Origin of the sequence: Xenorhabdus koppenhoeferi, from assembly GCF_900116635.1 — a bacterium.
In the GTDB taxonomy this organism is placed as follows: Bacteria; Pseudomonadota; Gammaproteobacteria; order Enterobacterales; family Enterobacteriaceae; genus Xenorhabdus; species Xenorhabdus koppenhoeferi.
Genome location: NZ_FPBJ01000043.1, coordinates 1 through 25,476 on the forward strand (window position 1 = coordinate 1; position 25,476 = coordinate 25,476).

General features: G+C 42.9%; 23 protein-coding genes and 2 pseudogenes. 14 read left to right on the top strand and 11 right to left on the bottom strand.

The features are described 5' to 3' along the window. Positions 1–104: 104 nt before the first annotated feature. The 9 genes from BM329_RS12280 (at position 105) to BM329_RS12325 (ending at position 8,435) form a co-directional block, all read left to right on the top strand. Complete coding sequence (locus tag BM329_RS12280) at positions 105–1,133, top strand: P2 family phage major capsid protein (protein ID WP_092553585.1); 1,029 nt, start codon at positions 105–107, stop codon at positions 1,131–1,133. Further along, positions 1,130–1,651, top strand: a complete 522-nt coding sequence (locus BM329_RS12285) for a GPO family capsid scaffolding protein (RefSeq protein ID WP_092553588.1) — start codon at positions 1,130–1,132, stop codon at positions 1,649–1,651. Before BM329_RS12280 ends, BM329_RS12285 begins: the two co-directional genes overlap by 4 nt. 72 nt (positions 1,652–1,723) lie before the next feature. Then, positions 1,724–2,236 carry a host cell division inhibitor Icd-like protein gene (locus BM329_RS12290; protein WP_092553591.1) on the top strand — a complete coding sequence of 171 codons (513 nt, stop codon included), beginning with the start codon at positions 1,724–1,726 and terminating at the stop codon, positions 2,234–2,236. A 2-nt stretch (positions 2,237–2,238) separates the two neighbouring features. Next, positions 2,239–2,457 carry a hypothetical protein gene (locus tag BM329_RS12295; protein ID WP_012990611.1) on the top strand — a complete coding sequence of 73 codons (219 nt, stop codon included), beginning with the start codon at positions 2,239–2,241 and terminating at the stop codon, positions 2,455–2,457. Continuing rightward, positions 2,457–5,171 carry a DUF927 domain-containing protein gene (locus BM329_RS12300; RefSeq protein WP_092553594.1) on the top strand — a complete coding sequence of 905 codons (2,715 nt, stop codon included), beginning with the start codon at positions 2,457–2,459 and terminating at the stop codon, positions 5,169–5,171. Before BM329_RS12295 ends, BM329_RS12300 begins: the two co-directional genes overlap by 1 nt. Before the next feature lie 291 nt (positions 5,172–5,462). Then, positions 5,463–5,675 (top strand): ogr/Delta-like zinc finger family protein, encoded by a 213-nt coding sequence (locus tag BM329_RS15350; RefSeq protein ID WP_092553597.1) that lies wholly within the window; start codon positions 5,463–5,465, stop codon positions 5,673–5,675. Between the two features lie 680 nt (positions 5,676–6,355). Further along, positions 6,356–7,273 (top strand): AbiTii domain-containing protein, encoded by a 918-nt coding sequence (locus BM329_RS12315; RefSeq protein ID WP_092553600.1) that lies wholly within the window; start codon positions 6,356–6,358, stop codon positions 7,271–7,273. A 527-nt stretch (positions 7,274–7,800) separates the two neighbouring features. Beyond that, the gene (locus tag BM329_RS12320; protein WP_092553603.1) at positions 7,801–8,022 is read left to right on the top strand and encodes a type II toxin-antitoxin system Phd/YefM family antitoxin; all 222 of its coding nucleotides are present in this window, start codon (positions 7,801–7,803) and stop codon (positions 8,020–8,022) included. Then, entirely contained in the window at positions 8,019–8,435 is a 417-nt protein-coding gene (locus tag BM329_RS12325; RefSeq protein WP_092553606.1) for a type II toxin-antitoxin system death-on-curing family toxin, read from the top strand. Before BM329_RS12320 ends, BM329_RS12325 begins: the two co-directional genes overlap by 4 nt. A 20-nt stretch (positions 8,436–8,455) precedes the next feature. Here the strand turns inward: BM329_RS12325 and tpiA are convergent, their stop codons facing one another. Further along, positions 8,456–9,223 carry a triose-phosphate isomerase gene (gene tpiA, locus BM329_RS12330; protein ID WP_092553609.1) on the bottom strand — a complete coding sequence of 256 codons (768 nt, stop codon included), beginning with the start codon at positions 9,221–9,223 and terminating at the stop codon, positions 8,456–8,458. An 88-nt stretch (positions 9,224–9,311) separates the two neighbouring features. Continuing rightward, a complete protein-coding gene (locus BM329_RS12335) occupies positions 9,312–9,920 on the bottom strand; it encodes a DUF1454 family protein (RefSeq protein ID WP_245759080.1) in 609 nt (202 codons plus the stop codon). A gap of 71 nt (positions 9,921–9,991) precedes the next feature. Between BM329_RS12335 and BM329_RS12340 the strand changes: the two genes are divergently transcribed. Next, on the top strand, positions 9,992–10,438 hold the full coding sequence (locus BM329_RS12340; RefSeq protein WP_092553615.1) for a DUF805 domain-containing protein: 447 nt from the start codon (positions 9,992–9,994) through the stop codon (positions 10,436–10,438). 38 nt (positions 10,439–10,476) lie between these two features. Here BM329_RS12340 and fpr read toward each other — a convergent pair whose 3' ends face one another. After that, positions 10,477–11,223, bottom strand: coding sequence for a ferredoxin--NADP(+) reductase (fpr, locus tag BM329_RS12345; RefSeq protein WP_092553618.1), 747 nt, complete (start codon positions 11,221–11,223; stop codon positions 10,477–10,479). Positions 11,224–11,674: 451 nt separating this feature from the next. Continuing rightward, entirely contained in the window at positions 11,675–12,985 is a 1,311-nt protein-coding gene (gene rfaL / locus BM329_RS12350; protein ID WP_092553621.1) for an O-antigen ligase RfaL, read from the bottom strand. Positions 12,986–13,094: 109 nt separating this feature from the next. Here rfaL and BM329_RS12355 point away from each other — a divergent pair. From BM329_RS12355 to BM329_RS12365, 3 genes and pseudogenes are all read left to right on the top strand, one after another. Beyond that, positions 13,095–13,447: pseudogene (locus tag BM329_RS12355) on the top strand (cation efflux transmembrane domain-containing protein); the annotation flags it as partial. Positions 13,448–13,498: 51 nt separating this feature from the next. Continuing rightward, complete coding sequence (pfkA, locus tag BM329_RS12360) at positions 13,499–14,476, top strand: 6-phosphofructokinase (protein ID WP_092553624.1); 978 nt, start codon at positions 13,499–13,501, stop codon at positions 14,474–14,476. 221 nt (positions 14,477–14,697) lie between these two features. Further along, positions 14,698–15,771: a sulfate ABC transporter substrate-binding protein gene (locus BM329_RS12365; protein WP_092553627.1), complete on the top strand. Its 1,074-nt coding sequence runs from the start codon at positions 14,698–14,700 to the stop codon at positions 15,769–15,771. 3 nt (positions 15,772–15,774) lie between these two features. Here BM329_RS12365 and BM329_RS12370 read toward each other — a convergent pair. From BM329_RS12370 to fdhE, 5 genes and pseudogenes are all read right to left on the bottom strand, one after another. Next, positions 15,775–16,035, bottom strand: a pseudogene (locus BM329_RS12370) (MFS transporter); the annotation flags it as partial. Between the two features lie 206 nt (positions 16,036–16,241). Next, positions 16,242–17,891, bottom strand: coding sequence for an LTA synthase family protein (locus BM329_RS12375; protein WP_092553630.1), 1,650 nt, complete (start codon positions 17,889–17,891; stop codon positions 16,242–16,244). A gap of 156 nt (positions 17,892–18,047) precedes the next feature. Then, the gene (selB, locus tag BM329_RS12380) at positions 18,048–19,940 is read right to left on the bottom strand and encodes a selenocysteine-specific translation elongation factor (protein ID WP_092553633.1); all 1,893 of its coding nucleotides are present in this window, start codon (positions 19,938–19,940) and stop codon (positions 18,048–18,050) included. A 122-nt stretch (positions 19,941–20,062) separates the two neighbouring features. Beyond that, on the bottom strand, positions 20,063–21,454 hold the full coding sequence (gene selA, locus BM329_RS12385; protein WP_092553636.1) for an L-seryl-tRNA(Sec) selenium transferase: 1,392 nt from the start codon (positions 21,452–21,454) through the stop codon (positions 20,063–20,065). 18 nt (positions 21,455–21,472) lie between these two features. Further along, positions 21,473–22,405, bottom strand: a complete 933-nt coding sequence (gene fdhE, locus BM329_RS12390) for a formate dehydrogenase accessory protein FdhE (RefSeq protein ID WP_092553639.1) — start codon at positions 22,403–22,405, stop codon at positions 21,473–21,475. 294 nt (positions 22,406–22,699) lie between these two features. On the opposite strand from fdhE, the gene BM329_RS12395 reads away from it, so the two are divergent. Further along, positions 22,700–24,781 carry a plasmid pRiA4b ORF-3 family protein gene (locus BM329_RS12395; protein ID WP_245759081.1) on the top strand — a complete coding sequence of 694 codons (2,082 nt, stop codon included), beginning with the start codon at positions 22,700–22,702 and terminating at the stop codon, positions 24,779–24,781. A 56-nt stretch (positions 24,782–24,837) separates the two neighbouring features. Here the strand turns inward: BM329_RS12395 and BM329_RS12400 are convergent, their stop codons facing one another. Beyond that, positions 24,838–25,143, bottom strand: coding sequence for a CcdB family protein (locus BM329_RS12400; protein ID WP_092553645.1), 306 nt, complete (start codon positions 25,141–25,143; stop codon positions 24,838–24,840). A 1-nt stretch (position 25,144) separates the two neighbouring features. Continuing rightward, positions 25,145–25,384 (bottom strand): type II toxin-antitoxin system CcdA family antitoxin, encoded by a 240-nt coding sequence (locus BM329_RS12405; protein WP_092553648.1) that lies wholly within the window; start codon positions 25,382–25,384, stop codon positions 25,145–25,147. Positions 25,385–25,476 lie beyond the last annotated feature (92 nt).

A 25,476-nucleotide genomic window follows, 5' to 3' on the forward strand; every position in this document is an offset into this window, starting at 1 on the left:
TGCATGCTTGTCTTTGTATGCCAGTACTCTTCTTCGAAAATCTAGACTGTAACCCATCTCAATTCTACCTTGTCATTGGGATTTAGGTATTATGACACAGTATTATGATTCTGCTATATATTACCGCCATTCCTGATGTGGCCAGAACTTTTCATGCCAATTTTACCCGCGGGGCTGAATACACCTCTAGCAATAGTAATATTTTTGCTATTTCTCCGCCCTCTGAAAATTTATTACGCGTTGCTATTTCAGATTCAAGTTGGTTTTTAAATAAATTGACGCTAGCGGATGTGAGCCAAGAAAACGGCGATACGGTTAATTTAGGGGATAATACCCTCCATACGGGAAGGGTCATTGACGGCCGATTCCATAAACGTATCAACATGGAAGGCGCACCTTATGCTTTAGAAGAAACGGATACCTGCGCGGCAATTTCTTATGAACAAATGTCACTCATTGCCAACAGTGGCAGTGGGGATGATGAACACTTCACTAAAGTGATGTCTGACTTGTTTTCTAAAACGGTTTCGTTAGACATGGTTAGAATCGGCTTTAATGGTGAATTCTGTGCCTATCCGACTCAACCCGAGGTCTATAAACGCGGGCAGGATGTGAATCGGGGCTGGCACGCAATCGCAAAAGAATTTAATCAGGGCTCACAAGTGCTCACCGATAAAATTGCCTTAGGCAAAAATGGGGATTTCCCTAATTTAGATGCTATCGCAAATTATCTTATCATCAAAAAAATCCCTGAAGAGTTCCGCGAAGATCCTCGCTTAGTGGTCTTGGTCGGTTCAGAACTGGCGGCACTCTATCGAGAAAAATTATTTAGTGCTTCGGATAAGGCGGCAGATATTCAAGCCAGCCAAATGGCATTAAGTACCATTGCGGGACGCTTTGCTCTTATTCCGCCGTTTATGCCAGGTCGTCGATTGGTTGTGACGACATTGGATAATTTGCATATCTATACGCAAAAAAATACCCGGCGTTTCCGCGCGGAATTTGTCGATGAAAGACAGGTGTATGAGCACAGTTATTTGCGTAATGAGGGTTATGGCTTAGGGGATGGAAACCTTTATGCGGCCGTTGATGAAAATGCGATCCACATTGAAGAAGGGATATTTTCCCTATGAATGAATCACATTTAATGACGACTTGGATTTGTGTTGCGACTGAGGGACAAACCATTGATAGACGTACTATCGAAGCACAATGGCTGTATGAAATTGCAGAAACCTACGATCCCAACTATTACACCGCATTAATCTGGGAAGAGCATAACCGCGATCTCAATAATTTAGGGGAAGTCCTCGCAGCCCGAACCGATGTTATTGATGGAAAAGCACGGCTCTACCTGCGATTAAGACCGAATCTAAAGCTCATGGAATATAACAGGCAGGGACAAAAATTATTTTGCTCTATCGAGGTTGAAGAAGATTTCCAAGGAAAGGGTATTTTTTATTTGGGGGGTCTTGCTGTTACAGACAGCCCTGCGAGTGTTGGAACCGACAGATTAAAATTCAGTATTAACCGTTCTCACTTTTCCCGAAAGAAAAGTAAGTTTTCGATTAGTTCACCGGCCGTATTTAACCTTTCGGATGGACTCAAGAATACGAAAAATCGTTGGTTTACCGCAATCTCCGCAGGTTAACGCTTTTACCCGGTTTAGGCTGGGCTATTTTCCCATTCCCTATCAATTTCGCAGTTTAAGTCGATTTTAATCATGAAAATAAAAAGGTTGCATCCGTCTGAACGGTTGGGCTATATTGGAAATACGTTAGCAAAATCTAACGTCAGGCGTGGAAACCTGAGAATAGTAAAGGCGACAGTAGACGCCACATGCGTCTTTTTTTGTGTCGTAAATAATGCCTACCTAATGGCGGCTTACGCCTATCTGAATTCAATGGTGGCGTTGTCGGAGCACCCGAAAGGGTGGCTGGTGTCCTTTACTACCAGTATTTCCACCTCTGATAACGTCACCGCCCCTATTGAGCGTGGAAACTCTGGCGGTGATCACTTTTATAAAGTAAAGGAGATCATCTTTATGATGGCAGTCCCTACCCAAACTCAATTTAAATTTCTATTCCTGTGCGTAAAACATTCTGATATTACCGCTAAACCCTGCCGTATAGAGGCTACCGCGGCCAATGAACACAACGCAAGAATACTGCTGGTTCATGATTTTGTTCTCTTGTTTGCAGGGCGTTTACCTGTGCAGCCAAAGAGAGAGAATTGATCATGACAAATACAATCCATAAAAATGCCGTCATTTCTGCTACAGGCGAAAAGCAGCTATTAAGAGTGGCGCAGATGACGGCATTTCTCGCCGAATTATTAAATAACAGCGAAGGGAAGCCTATTTCAAGCGAAGGCATGGCAGTCGTCATGGAGTGTTTATCAGAACAAGTTGAACTCATTATTGAGGAAAGCAGCCTAATGAACAGGGATATTAAATAATGAATAATCAAAACTATCCAGACGCTTCAACGATACCAACAAGCATACCTTCCGTGACGGATATCGTTAAGGCAGCCAACGGGCGTTGGTATTATATTTTAAGCAATTTAGGGGTATCTGTACCCGAAAATAACAAGCATGGAGCTTGCCCTAAATGTGGTGGCAAAGATCGCTTTCGATTTGATGATAAAAACGGTAAAGGAACGTGGTTTTGTAATCACTGTGGCAGCGGTGACGGACTCGATTTAATTAAACTGGTGACAGGTCAAGATATTAAAACGACGTGTTTCGAAATCAATAAAATACTCCTCTTACCTGAGTTTAAAAAAATAACGCCAACCAGAATAAAAAAGGCTAGCGCACAAAAAGGTATCGAGCTATTTGAAAAACTGAAAGCCTTATGTCTTTCAGGCGAAAGCCAATATCTCTCAAATAAAGGCTTAACCCATCATAATTATTTAATTACTCAACAACAATACACACAAAGCAACATTATTTTTCCGATTGGCTCACTGTTATTGCCATTAGTTGATAACCAAGTTTCAATTAAAGGCGGGCAATTAATCAGCCCTAAAGGGGAAAAGAGCCTGTTATCCGGTTCTGTGCTTTCAGGTTCATTTATTGTCGTCGCTGATAAGACGGATAAAAACATTGAACAGGTGGTGATTACAGAAGGTTTTGCCACAGGGTTAAGCCTGTCAAAAGTGATTGATGCTTTCATTGTGGCGGCGGTTGCTGCCACTAATCTGGTTAAAGTCGCACAACAGTTGAGAGAACGATGGCCACAGGCAAAAATTATTATTGCCGGTGATAACGATTTTATTGATGGCAAGGAAAACACGGGCAAGTTATGGGCAGAAAAAGCGGCTAAGGCGGTCGATGGTTGGGTAACTCTGCCACCTACTCACTATAAGGCTGATTGGGATGATTATCGACAAGAAAACAATGCAGGCAAGGTAAAAGAAGCTTTCTTTGAAGAAATGATCTACTGCGGAAAAGATAAAGCCTACTTGCCTCAAGGCTTTCGTCTGACCCAAGAATATTTATGGTATGACAAGCTTGTCAATAAATCGGATGGTGATACCGAAGTCAGGAACATCAAAATTAGTAGCCCGATAAAAGTGACTGCAATTACCTGTGATGCTGACAGCAGTAATTACGGACGTTTATTAGAATGGGAAGATACTTACGGTAATTGCCGTAAGTGGGCTATGCCGATGGAAATGTTAAGCGGAAGCGGTGAGGAATTACGCCGGGTGCTTTTGGTCAACGGACTATCCTATATCAATATTTCAGGACAGGCGCGAGCGCACTTGATGGAATACATTTCGCTATGCCGTCCAGAGAGAAAGGTCACTTGTGTAAATAAAACCGGATGGCACGGTAATGTGTATGTTTTGCAGGATGAAGTTGTCGGCACAGGTGCGGATTCCGTTATTCTTCAAACGTCCAGTGTCCAAGGGAAAGACTTTAGAGTATCAGGCTCAAGTGAAGAATGGAGAGAACACATAGGCAAATATTGCACAGGAAACGCAAGACTCGCCTTTTCCGTTAGTTTAGCCTTTGCCTCATCATTACTGAAATTAGTTGGTGTAGGTGGCGGTGGCTATCATTTAAAAGGTGAATCCACGGATGGTAAGACAACCACAATGAAAGTGGCTGCGTCTGTCTGTGGTGGCACAGATTACTGGTATACATGGCGGGCAACCGGCAATGCACTTGAAGGTACAGCCTGCCGCCGCAATGATGCAACGTTGATGCTGGACGAAATCAGAGAAGTTGACGGGCGTGAGGCGGGTAATATTGCCTATATGCTGGCAAATGGTCAGGGTAAGGCCAGAGCGAAAACAGACGGAAGTGTCAGAGAAACCAACCGCTGGAATTTACTTTTCTTATCAACAGGGGAACTCTCTTTAGTTGAACATGCGGCAAATGCAGGTGAACGCACTTATGCTGGTGTGGAAGTCCGTATGATCCAAATTCCGAGTGATTCAGGTAAACACGGTGTGTTTGAAGAATTGCACCAGTTTGCCAGCGGTAAATCACTGGCTGAGTACCTTGAACAGGCCGTGACCAAATATCATGGCTCACCGTTCCGCGACTGGCTGAAATACCTCACTCATGATCTGACATCTATCTCAGGAACGGCTAAAGCCTTATTGAAAGAATATACCGCAAACATGATGCCAGAGAATGCAGGTAATCAGGTTGGTCGCGCAATTACCCGTTTTGCCCTTGTTGCTATGGCGGGGGAAATCGCAACACGAGCAGGAATTACAGGCTGGCAACAAGGGGAAGCGTATGCAGCGGCTGAAAAATGTTTAGCGGCATGGATGAAAGAGCGGGGACACACCGCGAATCAGGAAGATATTACGGCATTGGAGCAAGTGACCGATTTTATTTCACGTAACCAATTCAGCCGCTTTGCGGATTGGTACGATGAGAATAGTCGTCCTCTCAATATGATGGGCTTTCGTCGCGTTGAAAAAGGCACTGCAAATCAAGATCCAACAGTCCAATTTTATGTTTTATCCTCCGCATGGAAAGAGATATGCAAGGGCTTTGATTCGCGCAAAGTAGCCCGTTTGTGTGTTGAAAAGGGTTGGTTAGAAGCAGGCAAGGACGGCAGGATACAAACGAGTATACGCCTACCAGAAATAGGGCTTAAACGGGTTTACTTATTTAATAGTGACGTCTTAGGTTCTGCCGAATAATCAGGATAAAACTGACTGTCTTATATTTAATGTGTAACAGTGGTAACACTGGTAACAACCAGTCATACCAAGGCTTACCACTGTTACCAGTCAATTTTTGGGAGTGGCAACAACTGGTAACAAAAATAGGCTGTTGCCACTTGTTACCAGTTCGTTTTTTGGAGTGGTAACACATTAATCTCTTTTAAATCAACGCTGTTACCAGTGTTACCAGTGTTACCACTGAAAATGGAAAGGTAGCTATTTAACTGGCTTTATTCTGGCAGGCAATTGATGTGAGGGTTATAGATAATGAAAGTATTAAAAGTTTATTGCCCAGAATGTGACGGACAGGCAACCATCAAAAAAATCAAAACGGAAGGATTGAATAACATACCGGAACTTTATTGTTGCTGTAATGATATTGAATGTGGCCATACATACGTTTTAACCCTAAGTTTTTCACATTCGATACGTCCTAGTAAGTTGGTACAAGATCCACGTAATCATGTATTGAAGTTGTAGTAATCTAAGAATTAGCATCAACATTTTCTGGCTAGAATTGTCAGACGCAGAACGTGAACAGTGACAATAAATTTTTCACACAATTTCAGTTCACACTTCCTCCTACCCCGCATAAAGACTGGCTTCTCAGTTTTTATGTTGGGTTTCCTACCAAGTAAAAATCTCACGTAAAATAGAAAAATCATTTAATTTCAAATAAATACAATCATACCACCAGAATGCAACTGAATAAGAAACTGAAATTTACTGAAATTCTTTTCACTCATTTCAGTTTGTGATTTTTTTCACACAACCAGTACTGGCGCAGTCTGGCGATTTGGTTTGTAGAATTTTAAAACTGAAAAAACTTTTTGATCCAAAACGTGCAGGCGGGTGCGGTGTAGTGCGTTTTACGTCTGGTTTACTTTTATTTCGTAGGGATTGTGGGGTGCAGGAATTGATGTAAGGACGTGATCCAAATGAACCACCAAATTCTGCAAAGTGATATCTGTGTAGTTTAGCGTGCAGTTGATTGCGTTTTATGAGTATGCAAAAAGGTCACAGTTAACGCTGCCTCTTGATGGATAATTATTTTACTCTGTGGACGGTATTAGATTTGTGATAAATGCAAGCAATACCATGCTTACAATTGGTGGGCTAATGGATAGAATAGAAGCTTGACGACATAATGAGGATAATCAATGAATAACTCACCTGTTCTTAAGTTGCAGGATATGGCTAGTTCAAGCTCAACTGATATTGGAGAGTTATTATCAAGAGCAAAAATGATATCAGTCAAACTTGGTCTAAAGGATATTTCTGAGTGGATAGAGCATGAGTTAAACGGGTATCCATCGATTGACGTTCTTCCGAGTTATAGAATTTTAAAACACGCTCCAATTAAGGCATTCAATCCATACATTGGATGGATTCCTACTCAACTTGGTAATCTTGAAAATTCAAATGCTGAATTATATGAAATGCTGACCACTGTTCACATTAATAATCCCGTATCAATGCTAACTGAATTTTCTAAAAGTGACACAATATTACATAGTGATTTACCACCCTTTATGGCTACCTTGTTGCAAAAAACAAGTGGTCTTGATTTCCGTGTGGCTTGGTGCATTAATCCAGCTCAGATCATTAACGTGTTTTCTAATATTAAATCAAGAATTTTAGATTGGGCGTTGCTACTTGAGAGTAAAAATATCCTAGGTGAAGGATTGCTATTTTCTTCTGAAGAAAAAAATGAGGCTATAGGAATGACGGTCAACAATACGAATAATTTTCATGGAAATGTCAATAATGCTGGCACTATAGGTGCTGGCAATACAGGCGACATTCATCAACAAAATACAATCACAGCAGGTGATTTTAACTCTCTTGAACGCCAACTAAAAGATTATGGTGTTGAGGATAATGATATCTCTGAATTGAAAGAAATCGTTCAAAATTCACCCATCCCAATCTCATCAGACAATTTTGGTGACAAAATTGGGGGATGGATCGGTAACATGATTGGCAAAGCTTATTCAGGAAGTCTTAAAATCGCTGGTACTGCCGCCCCTGCTCTACTTACTAATGCTATCTGCCATTACTACGGAATTCCTGTATAAACCCTTATAGCCATAAATTATGCCTTACTACATGATAAATCATTGAGCACCCCGATTTAGCGTGTACCAAAGGGTGTACCCCTAGAAAATATTGAATATCACTAACCCAGTAACAACAAGGCTTAACACCGCCTACTCAATGAATAGATCCAGCAGCCGAATACTTCGAGCGCCAAATACTTCCTCGCTAGAAACACCCTGACATATACGTTTTAACCTTAAGTTTCTCACACTCGATACGTCACAGTAAGTTGATACAAGATCCAAGTAATCATGTATTGAAGTTGTAGCAATCTAAGAATTAGCATCAACATTTTCTGGCCAGAATTGTCAGGCGCAGAACGTGATCCAAATAAACCACCAGCTCCGCAAGGTGATATCTGTATAGCTTAGCGAGCGATTGCGTTCATATAGAGCATAAAAAGGTCATAGTTAAAGGTGATCCATACCGAGATCTGTGTTGTTGATTAAATTGAATAATCCCCCAAGAAATGTACAATTAATCTGTACATATTTGGAGGCATATTATGCGTACATACACCTCAACACAAGCCCGTGCCAATATCTCAGAAGTACTGGATGCAGCTACCCGCGGCGAACCAGTTGAAATCACTCGCAGAGACGGTAGTTCAGCGGTAGTTATCAGCAAAGCTGAATTCGATGCATACCAAAACGCTAAGCTGGATGCGGAGTTTGATGTGATTATGCAGCGTCATGGGCATACGATCGAGGCACTGACAAATCGATGATATGGGTCAGCGCACAGGAAGTTATTGCTTTCCATGACCGTATATTACAGCAGCTTCCCGGCGTTGCTGGTATGTCGGATCCTGGCAGAGCGGAAGCACTCATCTATCGGGTGCAAAACCGCGCGCACTATGAAGGCGTTACGGATGTTTTTGAACTGGCCGCCACTTATTGGGTGGCAATTGCTCGTGGCCACATCTTTAATGACGGCAATAAGCGTACAGCGTTTTTCGTTACTATGACCTTTCTCTACCGCAATGGTATCAAGATCCGTGATAACGACAATACGCTGGAAAATTTAACGGTAGAAGCTGCTACGGGTGAGAAGACCGTTAACCAGTTAGCGCAGCATTTACGGGAGCCAGTGGACAATTCAATAGAAAAACCGCCACGAATTGGAGTTCGTGGCGGTTAATTCATTTTGGCGAGAAACAATTAGACTTTTTTCGCTTCTGCTGCGGCTTTCACGATGACTGCGAAAGCATCGGCTTTCAATGATGCGCCACCGACCAGCGCGCCGTCGATATCCGGCTGAGTGAACAATTCTGCAGCATTGCTGGCGTTGACAGAACCGCCGTATTGAATGATGACTTGTTCAGCGATAGCTGTATCTTGCTTCGCGATGTGCTCACGAATGAATTTATGAACAGCCTGTGCCTGAACAGGAGTTGCAGATTTACCAGTGCCGATTGCCCAGACCGGTTCGTAGGCAATAACGGTATCTTTGAATGCTTCTGCGCCCAGAGTATGCAGGACAGCATCAATTTGGCGCGCGCAAACGGCTTCGGTCAGACCGTCTTCATTTTCCTGTTCGGTTTCGCCTATGCACAGAACTGGGATCAGGCCTTGTTCTTTAAGAATCGCGAATTTTTTTGCAATGAACTCATCGCTTTCTTTGTGATAAGTACGGCGCTCAGAGTGACCGATAATGATATATTGCGCGCCAACGTCTTTCAGCATTTCTGCGGAAGTTTCGCCAGTGAATGCGCCAGAAAGGTTAACGTCAACATTTTGTGCACCGAGGATGATGCGGCTGCCTGCCAACGCATTCTTTGCCAGAGAAACATAAACTGTTGGTGGTGCAATAGCGACGCCACAGCCGTCAACGTTGCTCAGTTCTTTACGCAGACCTGCAATCAGGTCGTTAACCATGTGAGTACTGCCATTTAATTTCCAGTTACCCATAACTAATGGATGTCGCATATTTTTCCCTCCAACCAGAAAATAATCAAATTGCGAAATGGATGAACATTATAAAGATCATCAACGCGAATAGCTCTGCGCTGTGCCACTAATTTTCATTTGAGGAAACTTCAGATAGCGATAGCTTAATCGGTTCAATTGCGAAGGTCATTATATTTTCGTTGCTGTTTACGATGACATAGCGTATAGCTCCCATTTTCTGACTGAAAGCTGGATGTTTCTCCGCAGCCTGCAAAAGTTTTTCCAATTGGCCTTTAGACTGGTCAGGGGAGAATGTCGGTTCAAACTCGTTGATAAGCGCGGTCATATACTGTTTTGCCAGTATAAAGTTTTGCTCATTTTTGGGTGCATTTGGTGATGATAGTAGCGTAATTTGCAGGCTTTTGATCTTTTCGCTACCTCGTTCCAGTATTGCCGAAGAATATATTTTGTCATTGATTCTGCTGGCGGCACGGATAAAAGGCTGGGAAATATCCTTGCTTGCAACGACTTTATATTCGTATAGGTGGATTTTAGGGTTTTTCTTGTTATATTTTTCGCGAAAAACAGGGATGGTATCTTCAAAAGTCGGAGAGCCAGGTAGTAGATATATCAACGATGAGTTTGTTTCTGGTGTGATAGAAAACTCATCCGCAACGGCTGATAATGGTAAACCGATACCAAAAGCGATTAATATTGTCACCAGAAGTTTATTCATGCCTGTTTTCATTTTGCTATTCACTGAGTTTAAATACTGGAAAAACAGCATCCACAATTGGAAAAGAATACATGACATTACAACAATGGGGATTCTCATTCAAAGGTCGAATTGGGCGACGGGAGTTTTGGATTGGTATCAGTATCTGTTTCGCTTTGATTTTTATACTTCTGACACTGCATGGAATGCATGTGCTCTCCATGAATTATGCGGCGATTAGTGTTGTCTTGCTGTTGTATCCGATTGCGGCGATTTTCTTGAAGCGCTTGCATGACAGGGATAAACACGGCGGCTGGATATTGTTGTTCGCACTGGCTTGGATATTGTTGTCTCTTGATTGGAGCGCAATGGCACCGATATGGCAATGGGGAATTGGTCGTTTTGTTCCAACACTGATTTTCGTTATGATAATGCTTGATTGTGGTGTCTTCCGGGGAACTGAGGGCGCTAATCGTTTCGGTGAGATGGCAGAAACAGTTGATCATATTTCTGCCAATGAGCCGACTCAAAAAAACTGATCAGTTAATTTCGGGTGTTTTGGTTATCAATATGGTGATTACCAGTATTGCTCGCTAGTGATATGCCCCGGTCTACGGCGCAAATGTTTTGTCATATTGCGCTGTTCCTTCAATAATTGTTGGGTATCTCTGACCATTTGGGGATTCCCGCACAGCATGACATGGCTGTTTTCTGCTTGCATTGGCAATCCAACCGCCGTTTCTAATTCGTTACTCTCAATTAATACTGGAATTCTGCCCATCAGTGAATCCGGTCGGTTTTCTCGACTGACGATGGTCTGTATTCTTAATTTGCCCTGAAATGCTGCTTCTAATTCTTGCATCATCGGTAAATAACTCAGATCTTTTCCCCATCTGACAGCATGAACCAATGCGATATTTTCAAATCGCTCCAGACCACTTTCTTGTTGAAGGATGGAAAGATAAGGCCCAATGGCGGTGCCGGTTGAAAGCATCCAAAGTGTCTGGCAATCAGGAATTTCATCAAGCACGAAAAAGCCAGCGGCTTGTTCCGTGACCAGCAGTTCATCACCGGTTTTTAATGTCGCCAATCGGGGGCTGAGTTTTCCTTCGGGAACAGTGACTAAATAAAATTCCAAATTGTTATCATTGGGCGAATTGACGTAAGAGTATGCACGCTGAATCCGCTCTCCTTCAATTTCTAATGCAAGTTTCGCAAATTGTCCGGCGGTAAATTTTTCAATCGGTGCATGAATCTTGAGACTGAAGAGTGAATCTGTCCAATTGGTTATGTCGGTAACTTTTCCTGTAACCCAGTTTGCCATTACGATTAACCTCTCTACACAATGGATGAGAATAAATATAATGCGGATTGATACTGTATGAATTGGTGATTTTTTGTATTGATTCTACGTGATTGCCTGAAATAGCATTATCGATTATGTGTTACAGTTCGATTAACTGGTTTTCTGCCAATTTACTGGGTTGATATGTACACTTTTAGATTGGTGGTCTGATTACTCACCGATTTAGCTGGCGTTCCTGTTATTTATTTCTATTGATATTGGGGACAATAGTCACTTTTTTTGTCTATCTTGTTGAGTATAATTTAAACGTTGTCACTGAGAATGCCAGAGAAACAGTAATAAACCAATATGATTGGACTAATGTCAGTATGTCTCTGTCAGAAGCTCTGGCTGAGTGATTTTAACCATCATTAGGTTTAATGGGCTATCCAAAAGTGTTGAATAGCCCTCAAAGTAGTTAACTTATGCTTCAGTTTTCTGTTTTCTGTTTTCTGTTTTCTGTTTTCTGTTTTCTTTCACGCCATCTTTGCTGACACAACGCAGCCAGTAAGCCAATATAGATGCCTAAGATATTCAAATGAATACTTTCAAAATTCCCTCTGACAATAAAATATCCAATGAAAGAGATAAATAAGATTAATGCGGCCTGATTATTGCCGTTATTAGTTGTTATCCATTCTTGAATAGATTGTTTCAGATACGAGAAAATTAAAAATAAAAAGGCAATTAACCCGAATATTCCAGCCGCAAACCAAACAGTGAGGAAAATATTGTGGGGACCAATTGATGTTTTAAAGGTCCAATCAGGATAATTTTGAACGTTATCGTTATAAATTTGGTCATAGATTTTGTTACCCGCACCATGGCCTTTGATTGGATTGTCTAAAATTAAAGTTAGGGCAGATCCTTGTGTCCCATTGCTATAGCGATGGCTGCTATCTGTTTGTTCCAACTTATAAGTCAAAACAGAACCTTTCATGAAATAGTCAGATTTGATGATAAATATAGCAGAGCCAATAATAACAATGCTGATAATTAAGGTTTTCCAATTTTTGTTTATAACAATCATCATGAAAAACATGACAAAAACTGCAAGCCAGGCACCTCTGGAAAGCGTCCCAAGTAATACAAAAAATACAGATACAATAAGCAGAGCAGTCAGCGCAAAACGAACATAATTTTTCTGGTTTTGAAAATACCAAAGAGCGACAAGTGCGGGGAAGAAGAATACTATGCCATCTGATATATTACGGTGGTTATAGGTCGTGAAGGGCATGATATTATTCTGATAATCCTGATAAAACAGGTACATTTCTTTTAGCGTGATAAATAACAATCCAAGCAAAAATGAGCCAATAATCATTTTCTGGATTTTAAGTTTATCCGTATGGCTTAATGCTAACGTAATCAGAACACTGGAGAGAACGACATCTCTGAAAAAAGGTGTTTTGAGCTCATTGAAGCTGAGCCTGGGATCAGGAGAAATAACTATCGAATAGAGATAAGTCAAGATTAATAATCCCAAAGCTAACACAATATTATTCTTCAGTGCAGCAACGCATTCTTTGGGATTTTTAATAAGAAAGTAGAGCGCGGTTAATGCTATCAGGGCAAAAAATAGGTTCTTATAGCGCGTAATACCGGTTACATAGACCAGTGCGATGTAACCACCGACACAAAATGTACTCCAGGATAAGTGATTTTTAATGGTTTCTTTAAACATAGCCTTACCAGAATGGAAAGTGGATTTCTGGCTGGTATTTTGTCCCATTTTCATCATACAGGCACGAATAAAAATTCGATGTTATAACACGGTATAAGTTCAGGAGGTTTTTGAGTTTTACCTCACGAAATTTCAGGCGTAATTTTTTAATCAATAAAAGAATTGAATAGGTATCTGGGTGATCGTCATTGCCCTGATTACAACGTTATGTTTGGTGACATTCCAAGTCAGTCCATTCGCGCGGATATGTTGCATTATAAATCCGATCTATTGATGAATGGGGCAATTTTGGGCGCGCTGCTTTTAAGCCTGTATGGATTTAAACGTGCAGATGCACTATTTGCTTTGGGGATTGGGAGCTATATCCTCTATAGTGCGTTAAGAATGGGGTATGATGCTGTACAGTCTTTGCTTGATCGCGCTTTGCCGGATGAAGAGCGGCAAGAGATTATCGAGATTATCCAAAATTATCCTGGCATATCAGGTGGGCATAATCTCCGAACCCGTCAATCAGGCCCTGAAGTGACAATCAGGTTTCGCAAATAATATATCTACCAGTCAGAGGTCATCATGATCAACAAGATTAAAAGAATCGGAGTCTTAACGAGTGGCGGGGATGCCCCTGGCATGAACGCCGCTATTCGTGGTGTTGTTCGTGCCGCTTTAACCGAAGGGTTAGAAGTTTACGGCATTTATGATGGCTATCTGGGGTTGTATGAAAACCGCATGAAGAAGCTCGACCGCTTTAGTGTTTCTGACATGATTAATCGTGGTGGCACATTTTTGGGTTCAGCCCGTTTTCCTGAATTCAGGGATGATAAAGTTCGAGAAATTGCCATTGAAAATATGCGTAAAAATGATATTGATGCGCTGGTGGTAATTGGGGGTGATGGTTCTTATTTAGGCGCGAAAAAACTGACTGAAGCGGGCTTCCCTTGCATCGGTTTACCGGGAACGATTGATAATGATGTCGCAGGCACGGATTACACCATTGGTTATTTCACGGCGCTGGAAACGGTAGTTGAAGCAATCGACCGCCTGCGTGATACCTCTACTTCCCACAAACGTATCTCGATTGTTGAGGTTATGGGACGTTATTGCGGTGATTTGACCTTATCAGCGGCAATTGCGGGTGGATGTGAGTTTATTGTGCTACCTGAAGGTGAAACACCATTCGATCGAGAAGAACTGCTGGCTGAAATTAAGGTTGGGATTCAAAAAGGAAAGCGTCATGCGATTGTTGCCATTACTGAGCATGTTTGTGATATTGCAGAGTTGGCGAAATATATTGAAGCAGAAACCCGCCATGAAACCCGGGCAACGGTATTGGGGCATATCCAGCGTGGTGGTGCTCCGGTAGCTTATGACCGTATTCTTGCTTCCCGCATGGGAGCTTACTCTGTCCAGTTACTGTTGGAAGGGCACGGAGGCCGGTGTGTTGGTATTCAGAACGAGAAACTTGTTCATCACGATATCATTGACGCGGTTCAGAATATGCAGCGTATCTTCAAGAAAGACTGGCTGGATACAGCGAAAAAACTCTATTAATCCTTTCATCAGCGTTCTTATTAATCTGCAAAATTCATCTTCTGAGACAGCCACATAATATGGCTGTCTTATTTCTCATATCCCCCTATCATCCCCTATCGCCTTTCAAGATGCAGCATTGTTGGCTACGCTGCATGTTAAAATAAATCGTGCATATTCTTCTTACGCATAAGCAGAAATTTTAAATTATTTCAGTGTCATAACGCTTTCTGTCAGTTTTTATGGTGAAAAATGATAACAGCTTAGGGGAGCATGTCACCGTGATCATGAACGCATGGGTTATAAAGTTAAATATAAGAAGATATTGCGCATCGGCGGTATTTTTACTGACTTTGGCAATTGTGACAAGCAATGCATGGGCGAAAGAGGTTCAACTTTTGAATGTATCCTATGATCCGACCCGTGAATTATACCAGCAGTATGATGAAGCATTCAGCAAATACTGGCATCAAAAAACCGGAAATAATGTAAAGATCCGCCAATCACATGGTGGCTCAGGTAAACAAGCAACTTCGGTTATCAATGGCCTTCAGGCGGATGTGGTGACTTTAGCACTGGCATATGATGTAAACGCCATTGCAAAGAGTGGGCGCATTGATAAAAATTGGCTTAAACTCCTGCCAGATAATTCAGCACCTTATACATCAACCATCGTTTTTTTAGTAAGAAAAGGAAATCCCAAGCAGATAAAAGATTGGTCTGATTTAATTCGTCCTGATGTCTCTGTCGTTACACCGAATCCCAAAACCTCCGGTGGCGCACGTTGGAATTATTTGGCAGCCTGGGGATATGGGTTAGAGCATAACAATCAGAATCAAGATAAAGCCAAAGAGTTTATAAAAACACTTTATAAAAATGTTGAAGTGCTGGATTCTGGTGCTCGTGGTGCGACAAATACCTTTGTGGAGCGCGGAATTGGTGATGTGCTGATTGCGTGGGAAAACGAAGCGCTAATGGCGAACAATACCTTGGGAAAAGGTAAATTTGAAATTGTTACACCAAGCATTTCTATTCTGGCAGAGCCTACTGTTGCTGTTGTCGACAAAGTGGTTGATAAACGGGGAACACGTGAATTGGCAACGGAATATCTGAAATATCTTTATTCCCCGACCGGACAGGAAATTGCAGTCAGAAACTATTATCGTCCTCGCGATAAGGCCATCGCTGAAAAATACCGTGCTGTTTTTCCTGAACTGAAACTTTTTACGATTGATGAAGTTTTTGGTGGCTGGGGTAAAGCGCAGAAGGAACATTTTGCTACAGGCGGAATTTTTGATGAAATTATCCGTCGCTAATCAGAGATAAGCATTTCTTGCGCCTGACACACTGAGTAATCTCACAAAAAGGCTGAAACCAATAATTGATGCCATGACAAACAATGTCGTATTCCAGGCATAGAGATTTAACCCGCCTATCTCCTTCACAATGGAAGGTAAAATAGTAATCGCAATTAAGGTATTGATCGCCATCAATCCCACACTCAGTGAAAGTACTATTGCACTCGATGTATTTTTGCTGGAAAAAAGATCCCTCCAGCGGTTTTCCTCAGTCATTATCATAATTATTGCACTGAACACAGGTTGAGTTGTGAAAAATCTTAGACTAAATTAAACAAGATAAATCTTCTTGGATTCGCATATTAAGCGCAACACCGGAATGGAGCGATATTGCATGGGAAATTAAGATTTATCTATAAATTAAAATTATGCTCTTCTGTCAGCAATTATTGTCTGACAGAAGGGATAATAGAGAATATGGCGGCGCGTTACGTCTTACCTGCCACTCCCAGCTGTTGGTAAATATAATGCTTGTAGCTCTCTGTCAGAGCTTTATCCTGACAATCATCCAATTCACCATCACACAAATGCCGCATGATCATATTCGCCTGATAAAATTCAGGTGTGAATAAGCGCGCTCGTTCCAGAATCATCCCGCCAAGGAAAGAGATATCGGTCAGATTGCCCGTTGTAATTGGAGTTCCGTCTTTCAGATTATCCCGCATAGTAAATTGAGTGATATGTGCAGGATCAGATAACGGAGAATTGTAGTGATCAAAATGTATGTTCGGTTGATGATCACCAAAATAGAGGAAAACAGTTGGTTTATCGCGCTTGGCAACAAATTCACTGAAATCCTTGATGGCAGGATCAGAAACCGTGATTTTTTCCATATAATGGCTGAACTTACCTACCGCATTTGAACTATCAACTTTGTCAGTCAAACCATAGTCATCAAAGTGGCTCTCTTCATAAGGGCCATGCTCGTACATGGTCAGCGAGAAAATAAAGATCGGCTTGTCTGTTTCCTTCGCCAAAATAGTTTTCACGTAAGACAACATATCCTGTGTCGAAATTGTCCACAGATTTTCATCAATGCTTGCCGGATAGCCCAGTTCCTGTGGCTGGATAATCCGGTCAACGCCCAATGTTTTGTAGGCATGCCCTGCATGATAGGCCGATTTATTAAATGGAGTCAGCACAACCGTGTAATAACCATTGTCTTTCATCGCACGGAACAAGCTGTTTTTCAGATGATCGACAACAAAATAAAACACCGCGTTTTTACGAACGCCGAAATCATCTGTATTCAATCCGGTCAAAACAGAGAATTCAGATAGCCACGTCCCGCCACCAAAGGTTTGTACCCTGAGCGGACTTTGGGCACTGACATTCTCATCATGTTGGAACATATAAAGATCTGGCAACTTAACATTAGCAGGTAACTGATAAAGGTAGGGATTGACGGTGGACTCCTGCAATAACAAAACCACATCGGGTTTCACATCTGACTGTGGTTCCGGCAACGTCACTTTCTTCGCCTGTTGTAAGAAATAGTCAGCAGATGTACCAAATTGTGGTGGTTGGTATTGTGCATCCATCGCTGACATCACCATATTGGTCACTGTTCCCCGTCCCTTTGGTAATTCCTCCTGCCATTGAGCATGGTAGGCTCTGACCGTCAGATTGATCCCCCAGACACTGGCCGCCACCAGAATAATACTGATAAGCCGCCATTTGATCCCCTGTGTGGGAGGAACCGCTTTCCAGCTCAATATTATGTTGAATATTAACCAGACAACCATCGCCGCTACCGCAATACCTGCCAGCCAATAATGGCGTAAGGTTTCCTGATTGGAAGGGTCCAGAATGACATTCCAATCAGAAAACATCAGCTGCTCTTTGTAGTAATGAACTTTTATCTGGTTAAGGAATTTGAGGATGATAAATAGGGTTCCAGTCAACACAACCGAAAATAGCCAGCGCGCTGACACGAAAAAAGCCAGACCAAAGATAACGCCGAATACGCCAACGGACACAAGGGCAGGGTAAATATCACTACCTTTTTCAAACAATAATATCAAGGAGGCAATCAACAGCAATCCAAGATAAACCCCCGAGATTATTTTTTTCTTCATACTTGATTGAATTCCATATATGAGTTCAGTTTGACTTCACCCAAAAAAAGTAACATAGGCTATCAAATATGCAGAAAATAAAATTCTGTATATTCGCTCAATGAAGACACCTCTGACTCAAAGGAGTTCAATCGGTACGGCATTAAAAAACCACGGCTAAAACATGCCTTCATCCCGTAAAACATGTAAATCAGACTTTCTGCGGGTAAAGCCGGTGCGGTTAAAGAATTCTAGTATTTGGACCGCTAATTTTCGACCGATATTAAATTCATCGCGGAAATTCATAGCCGTTATGCCTCCGTTATCCTGATAATATTGACGGATCAAATCAGCAAATTGCTGAATGCGCTGACGGTGATAATAACGATCTGGCACGATCGCGATAATAATCCCCAATTGCGCCGCTGTTCGCAAAAGATGGCGCACGACATCTTTATCTTCCCCCATCTGCGTAGCCAAGTCGCGAACCCACCACGCTTCGGCCCTGAAATAGGGTTCCGCTTTTAACCAAAGGCTCACCTGCTCAGCAGTAAATGCCAATCCATGCTCAGGTAAATGCAAACTTCCATAAGTTTGCTTCAGTGCTTTCCGTTCAAGTAATCGATTGAACAGAGTATAAACCAGCGTTTCATCCAGTGCAGGTAATGCCATTCTTTTCAATCGGGCTTTACCCACTCCAAGTTGATCAGGATGTTTCTCGTGATATTCCGCCAGAATCTGCAATATCCGTTGTTCTGCCAGCACTGCATTATGCTTTGACAGAACCCAGTCCCCAGCAATGATGGCATCCATCTTTATCAACAAGTGGTTGAGCTGGCTTTCTGTTAACTGACGCGCCCATGCAAAGTGGCTGAGAGATAACGCTCCGCGTGGTAAATGAGAAGCGAGATTTTCCGCATGAGTATTCGCTCTCGCCAATTGGGATAACCAATCAAGAAACTCGGGCTGACGTTTTCCCCTGCGCGGAGAATTCAAATTAATGACCCGCGCTCCCGCCAGTGTCTTTCTGGCACTGATATCACGTAATATCAGGCGATCATTTTCCACCAGCCATAAAGGGTGATCTAACACCAGTTCAGCCAATACTGGCGTATCTGTCAGGGAATTCAGTAATGAAATTCGTCCCGTGATATGGCTTGCAGCATGATGAATATGAAGGGACTGCCAATTTTGCAGCGGCGCATCAGTTTCAATCTCCACTAACACTTTGACAGCCGCAGACATGGGCTGTTGTGATAATAGCCAATCGCCACGGGAAACCTGTTCTTTACTGATATCTCCGACAATATTCAATGCGATACGTTGCCCGGCTTGCGCATGCCCGGCTGGCCGGTTCTGGGCATGCAGACCACGTACTCTAACAGTTTGCTCACTACCGGTGAGCCACAAGGTATCACCGACACAGATACTCCCCGCCAACGCGGTTCCTGTCACCACTACCCCCGCACCTTTAACGGTAAAAACGCGATCGATAGCCAAGCGAAAGCGCTGGTTTAATTTTTCATGATACGAATTTTGACGAGAATAATGGTGTTGGTGGGCGGATTGTGATTGATGGACAGAAAGTAAATAGTCCCTGAGTGGTGCAATACCTTCCCCTGTGGTGGTGGCTGTTACAAACAAAGGAACGGATTGCCACCCTTGTGATACCAGTAACTGTGCAGCTTGTTGCCGGACTTCCTCAATCCGGGCAGGTTCAACACCATCCGCTTTGGTCAGTACAACCGTAATTTCAGGCCGTCCGATTAAACGTAAAATCGCCAGATGCTCGCGTGTCTGCGCCATCACACCATCATCGCAGGCGACAACCAGCAGGACATGTTCAATGCCCCCGATCCCCGCCAACATATTGGACAGAAATTTCTCATGGCCTGGTACATCGACAAATCCCAGCGAAGAACCATCCGACTGTGGCCAATAGGCATAACCAAGATCGATAGTCATGCCGCGCTTTTTTTCTTCCGGTAAATGAGTTGTATCAACTCCTGTGATTGCTTGAATCAGTGTCGTTTTACCGTGATCAACATGTCCTGCTGTGGCAAAAATCATAGTAATTCAGCTCATTTGTATAACAACGATTTTTATAACGACAATTTTTATGGCATTCATTTTTATAACAATCAATGTCATAACAACAACTGTTACAACAACAACTGTTACAACAACAACTGTTATAACAACAACGCCTGCAATAATGCGGCGCTATCTTCAAGACAGCGTAAATCCAGCCATAATCGCCCATCGTACAGACGCCCTATCACTGGATTGTGCAAATTGCGCCACTGGTGGGCTAAATTTTCCAATGTACTGCCGCGCCCATCAATCGCAGCAAAAGTCAGCGCCCAACTGGGAAGGCGATCGACAGGCAAAGAACCACTGCCAATCTGAGAATAACAAGGTTCGTCACGGACAATAAACTTTTCACCGTAATGATCCCGAATTTTGGGAAGGAGCTGCTGCACCATATCATGGATTTCATTTTGTGTACGAGACAACAGACGCAGCGTCGGTAATTTTTGATGGAGTTGTTCAGGATGCTGGTAAAGGCGCAAAGTTGCTTCCAGCGCAGCCAGCGTCATTTTATCCGCCCGCAATGCACGTTTCAGGGGATGACGCTGGATAGCATCAATCCACTGTTTCTTGCCGACAATAATGCCGGCTTGCGGGCCACCCAGTAATTTATCACCGGAGAAAGTCACCAAATCAATGCCGTGATTCAGGTAATCCCGGGGCATGGGTTCGGCAGGCAAACCATATTGTGTCATATCTATCATGGAACCGCTGCCAAGATCGATGGCTGTCTGGATTTGAGAACCCGCGCCCAGCGTCGCCAATTCCTCTCCCGAGACTTCAGCAGTAAAGCCTTCGATGCTGTAATTACTGGTATGTATCTTCATCAGCAAACCCGTATCTGGATTGATTGCCTGTTGGTAATCTTTCAGATGCGTCCGGTTTGTGGTGCCCACTTCCACCAAACGACAGCCCGCCTGTACCATCACATCAGGAACACGAAATGCCCCGCCAATCTCCACCAATTCCCCACGGGAAACAACGACCTCTTTTCCCCGGGCCATCGTTGCTAATACCAATAAAACCGCTGCGGCATTGTTGTTGACGATACAGGCATCTTCTGCCCCTGTCAGCGTGCACAGGAGATCTGCCAAGGCACGGTCACGGTGCCCCCGACCAGCACCATCAAGGGAGTACTCCAATGTCACTGGCGAACGCATTGCCTGTGTCACCGCATCAATCGCTGACTCCGCCAGCACAGCCCGTCCGAGATTGGTATGGAGTACCGTGCCAGTCAGATTAAATACTGGTCTCAAAGCTGACATGCTCTCTTGTTTGATTCTTTGATGCAATGAAGCAACCCAGTTACCATTCCATTCCGGCAAGTTTTGATGTTCCCGAATATTGACCCTCGCCAGCTCCTGCATTTCCCTCAGTATATCCACTACTCGCGTTTGCCCGTGCAGCTCAATCAGCGGAGTGATTTCAGATTCCCGCAATAATTTATCGATGGAAGGTAACTGACGGTATAGCGAGTTTATTTCCTGTGTCATCTCAGTCCCCTTAATCACTTATTCATTGGGAAACAGAAAAGGGTTCAGGCTACTGCGGGCAAAACCTTCATCTTCCATTTTGGCATCCAGAATCAGTGATGCCAGATCATCAGCCACCGCATCCACATTCGGATCTTTTTCCTGATAAAGGATTTTCAGGTAACTGCCACAATCACCACAACTTTCTGCTTTGACTGCCGCTTGCTCACTATCCAGTGACCAATAATTCAGATCGCCGGTTTGCTCACAGTTGCTGCATTTAATCCGCACAACGTGCCATTCACTTTCACACAAATGACAATGCAAATAACGCAGACCCTGACCAGTCCCAATCTGAACGACACTGGCAACAGGCATACTGCCGCAGACCGGGCAAAACTGGCGATGCTCACCATATTCCGCCCGCGCTTTGCCGGGGATCAAACTGGCCATTTGCGCCCAATAAACAGACAGTGCAGCCCAGACAAACACTGACTGATCGGCACTGACTTTACTGAATTCGCTATTAAGCAATGCACTTGCCATCCCTTCTAACTCTTGCTCTGAATTTTTCGCCAGATTTTCGAGGGCGGGTTTCACATGCTCAGGCACGGCAGGCAGCAATTCCGCAATCAGGGAATGCAGGACACTGTGCCAGTGACGGGTACGCTTCAGGGTTTTGCAATCCAGCGGAACACAGGTTACTTGTCGGGCGTGAGAGAGGATCTCATCCAATTCCACACTCAAGGGATTATCATACAGCGCCTTTTGCTGTGCCTGAACAATTTCAGCAGCAAAATTCAGATAGCTTGAAAATGGGTTGTCCTCAGTCGCCAACATTTTCAGGCGCTCAACACGACGCTGATACAGATTTTTCAGGTTGGCAAACAGCAATGGTGGAATAAAACCCGCACTTCTTTCATTCATTCGTTCTTTGCCCAACGGTTCTTTAGGAACAATACGAATACTCATTCTTTTAACTTCCCCCCGTTATTATTATAATACGCCATCATCTTACTGACCTTTCCAGTCAGTGGAATAGCATTGCGATTAATTTCAATACAAATTTACAAATACTACATATTCAATCCAGACTAAACTGTTATTCAGGTTAGACTGTCAGTGTTATTACACCCAATAAATTTCAAAATGTGTTCAACAAAGCGGCAACTTGAAAGATGGCGGGTACAAAGGAGGAAGGGTGAATTTAGTCGCATCAGTCATAAACACTCTTCTTGATTTGCAACTCGATAAGTGAAGAGACTTATGATGAAACTCACACCTGAAAAATTATGCTCAGCAATAAACGAATATTCTCATAAACCAGAGAAACAGCGCCAATTAACCCCGGAACAAATGCAATGGTTTACTGATCCAGAGAACGTATTTTTACTGATAAACATAGCGTTAACGATACCTGAAGAAGCTATGGACGATATAGGCGATGCTATCAATAGTTGGGCTGAAGTTGCTATCGCTGGACTAGCCCTGACCGCAACCAAATTGCCAGCGGAAGCCAAACAACAATTTGAAGAAACTATCGAGCAAATTCTGGTTGATACCAAAGAAAACGTCGAGTTCAATAATGAATGTATTTTGTTATTTTTATCAATATTGAAGAAACATCAGTTTCATATCCAAGCTGACATTACTCAGCTGCTGAAAACACCAAAACATGATCACGACACTAATGTCACCAGCTTTCCTCAACAACCGTTCAAATTAAACCAGCTACTTGATCAATTTGATCTTAAATCGGGCATCGAATTCATTGAGTGCTTTGAAAATGGTTTTTCTGTTATACCTCACGAAGCCTTACCCTATTTATTGTCAGAAGTGACCCAATATCCATGGGGCATAGATGCTCTGCTGCTGTTAACCCAGTATTTTGAAGAGCCGGTTGCACTTGCCAGTGCGCAAGTGCTGGATAGTTGTCCCTCCTCCGCATGGGCACATTTATCCTACCAACAGCTAATCAACCTGTGTACCCGATTCAACCGCCATCCTTCGATTAAGCGTTATCTAAAACGCTGGAAAAAACTGGCAATGAAGCACAGTAAAGCTCCGACGACGCCAGTAATACATGAATTATACGTTTCCCATGTTGATGGCAATGATTGCGCCAGCATGATGATGAAAATCACTCTGGATGGTCAGATACTCCAGCTAAACATGATGTTGGATTTTAAGTCTGGTATCCGGGAAACGTTATTGAATTTAGCGCCTGACCAAACACTCACTGAACTGATGGCACAACTGGATGACAGTGTTGACTTCACCCCCGTCTCCCCGGACTGGCTGCAACAAATCTTGCCATGGATACTTTCAGTTCAGCTCAATAAAAATACCCCAATCGATCTCTATTCTCTTCATTGGTTATCGCAATTACCTTTCGAATGGACACAACCAGAAACGTTTGCATTTGAGGTCTGGAACAAAAAACTCGGTTATCAGGAAGATCCTAAACGACAAGAACGGAATCGTCTCAGCTCCATCTATATGGAACATTTTTCGCCGTTACTGATGAGTTGGCTGGCTCCAGAAGAATATTTACTGACAGCGAAAAAGCCCAGAGACTTATTGAAAAACTATTACTACGCAAACCGGGAGCTGTTTACAGAGCGCCTGACTTACTCAGCTACAGTTGAACGATATAAACTACCGACACAAACTCAGCGTTTAACAAATGACTATTTGGATTTGGCTCATACGCTCTACGATCCTGCATTGAACCGGAAGAAATTTTCGCTATTTGATACTTTATCAGAAATAAGTTTTGAGTACTTTTCCATGATGATGGAACCCACCCATGCCGAACTACCACCACAAGGATTAGTGATCAAGGTGAACTTACTTGATGCGAGCCCTGCAGTATGGCGTCGGATCCGTATCAGTAATCAACTGACACTCAGTGAACTCCATGAGGTAATACAAGATGTCATGGGTTGGGAAAATGCCCACCTGTACAGTTTTGATATTGGCGGAATAGAAATTCCGGAAGAACATAATGACCAAATACGTATCGGGGTATTCCTGAATGATATTGGCGCAACACTCAACTACCAGTATGACTTTGGTGATGGTTGGTTCCATCAGGTAACCGTCGAAAAAATACTTCCGAAAGATATTTTCCAACCCGAAGTCACCGCAGGTAATGGCATGTGTCCGGCTGAAGACTCCGGCGGTATCTGGCATTGGAATCATCTGCTCAAATTGAGGAAAAAGAAAATCCTGACAGAAGATGAAGCAGAGCAATTAGAGTGGGCAGGTTTGTCTCCGGATGAACAGCCTGAACCTTTTGATAAACAACAAGCTAACAAGAGACTGAAGGCACTGTTCAATTACTAAAAGCCCATAACATTCTGCAAAACCGGAGGAAAAGCACCGCCTCCGGTTTCATTTGTTCAAAATCCGTCAAAGAGGAAATCCATAGCATCTTTAATTGGTTTTCTGTGGGATGAGACATTTGTCATCTCATCACCTAACACAGAGACTCTGATGCTAGCCATCTCGTGGGTCATAACGAGATATTCGTTCCCATCAATGTTCAGGGTCGGGCATAATCGGGTTGGAATTCTCCCGTTGAAATTTGATTTTGGGAATAATGGAATAACTAATCGTGTTTCCAGTACGTCAATAATGTCGCTCTGAACATCCAACAGGTAGGGATAATCAGGATTACCTGTATTTTTGTAAACTGTATACTGCATCTTAGAATGTCCTGTATTGATCGGACAGTAGACCATGTTCACGGGTGATGCGATTGAGTTCTTCCAATCCCTCTCTATTCTCACGTTTCCACTGCTCAGCCGCCGCAGATTTAAGTTCTGCAATTAATGCCTGAGTCAAAATAGCAGAAAAATTTAGCCCTAGTTGTTTTGCCTGTTCATACAACTCAGGTGACACAGTTACGCTAACAGTTTTTTTAGTTCTAGAATGTAATGCTGTCATATAACCTATATGAACGCATCCCGTTTGCAAGGCTTTCGTTGTTCAGACATTGACGGTAGGTTGCAGCTCTATATCCGGCCTTACTGCAGCCG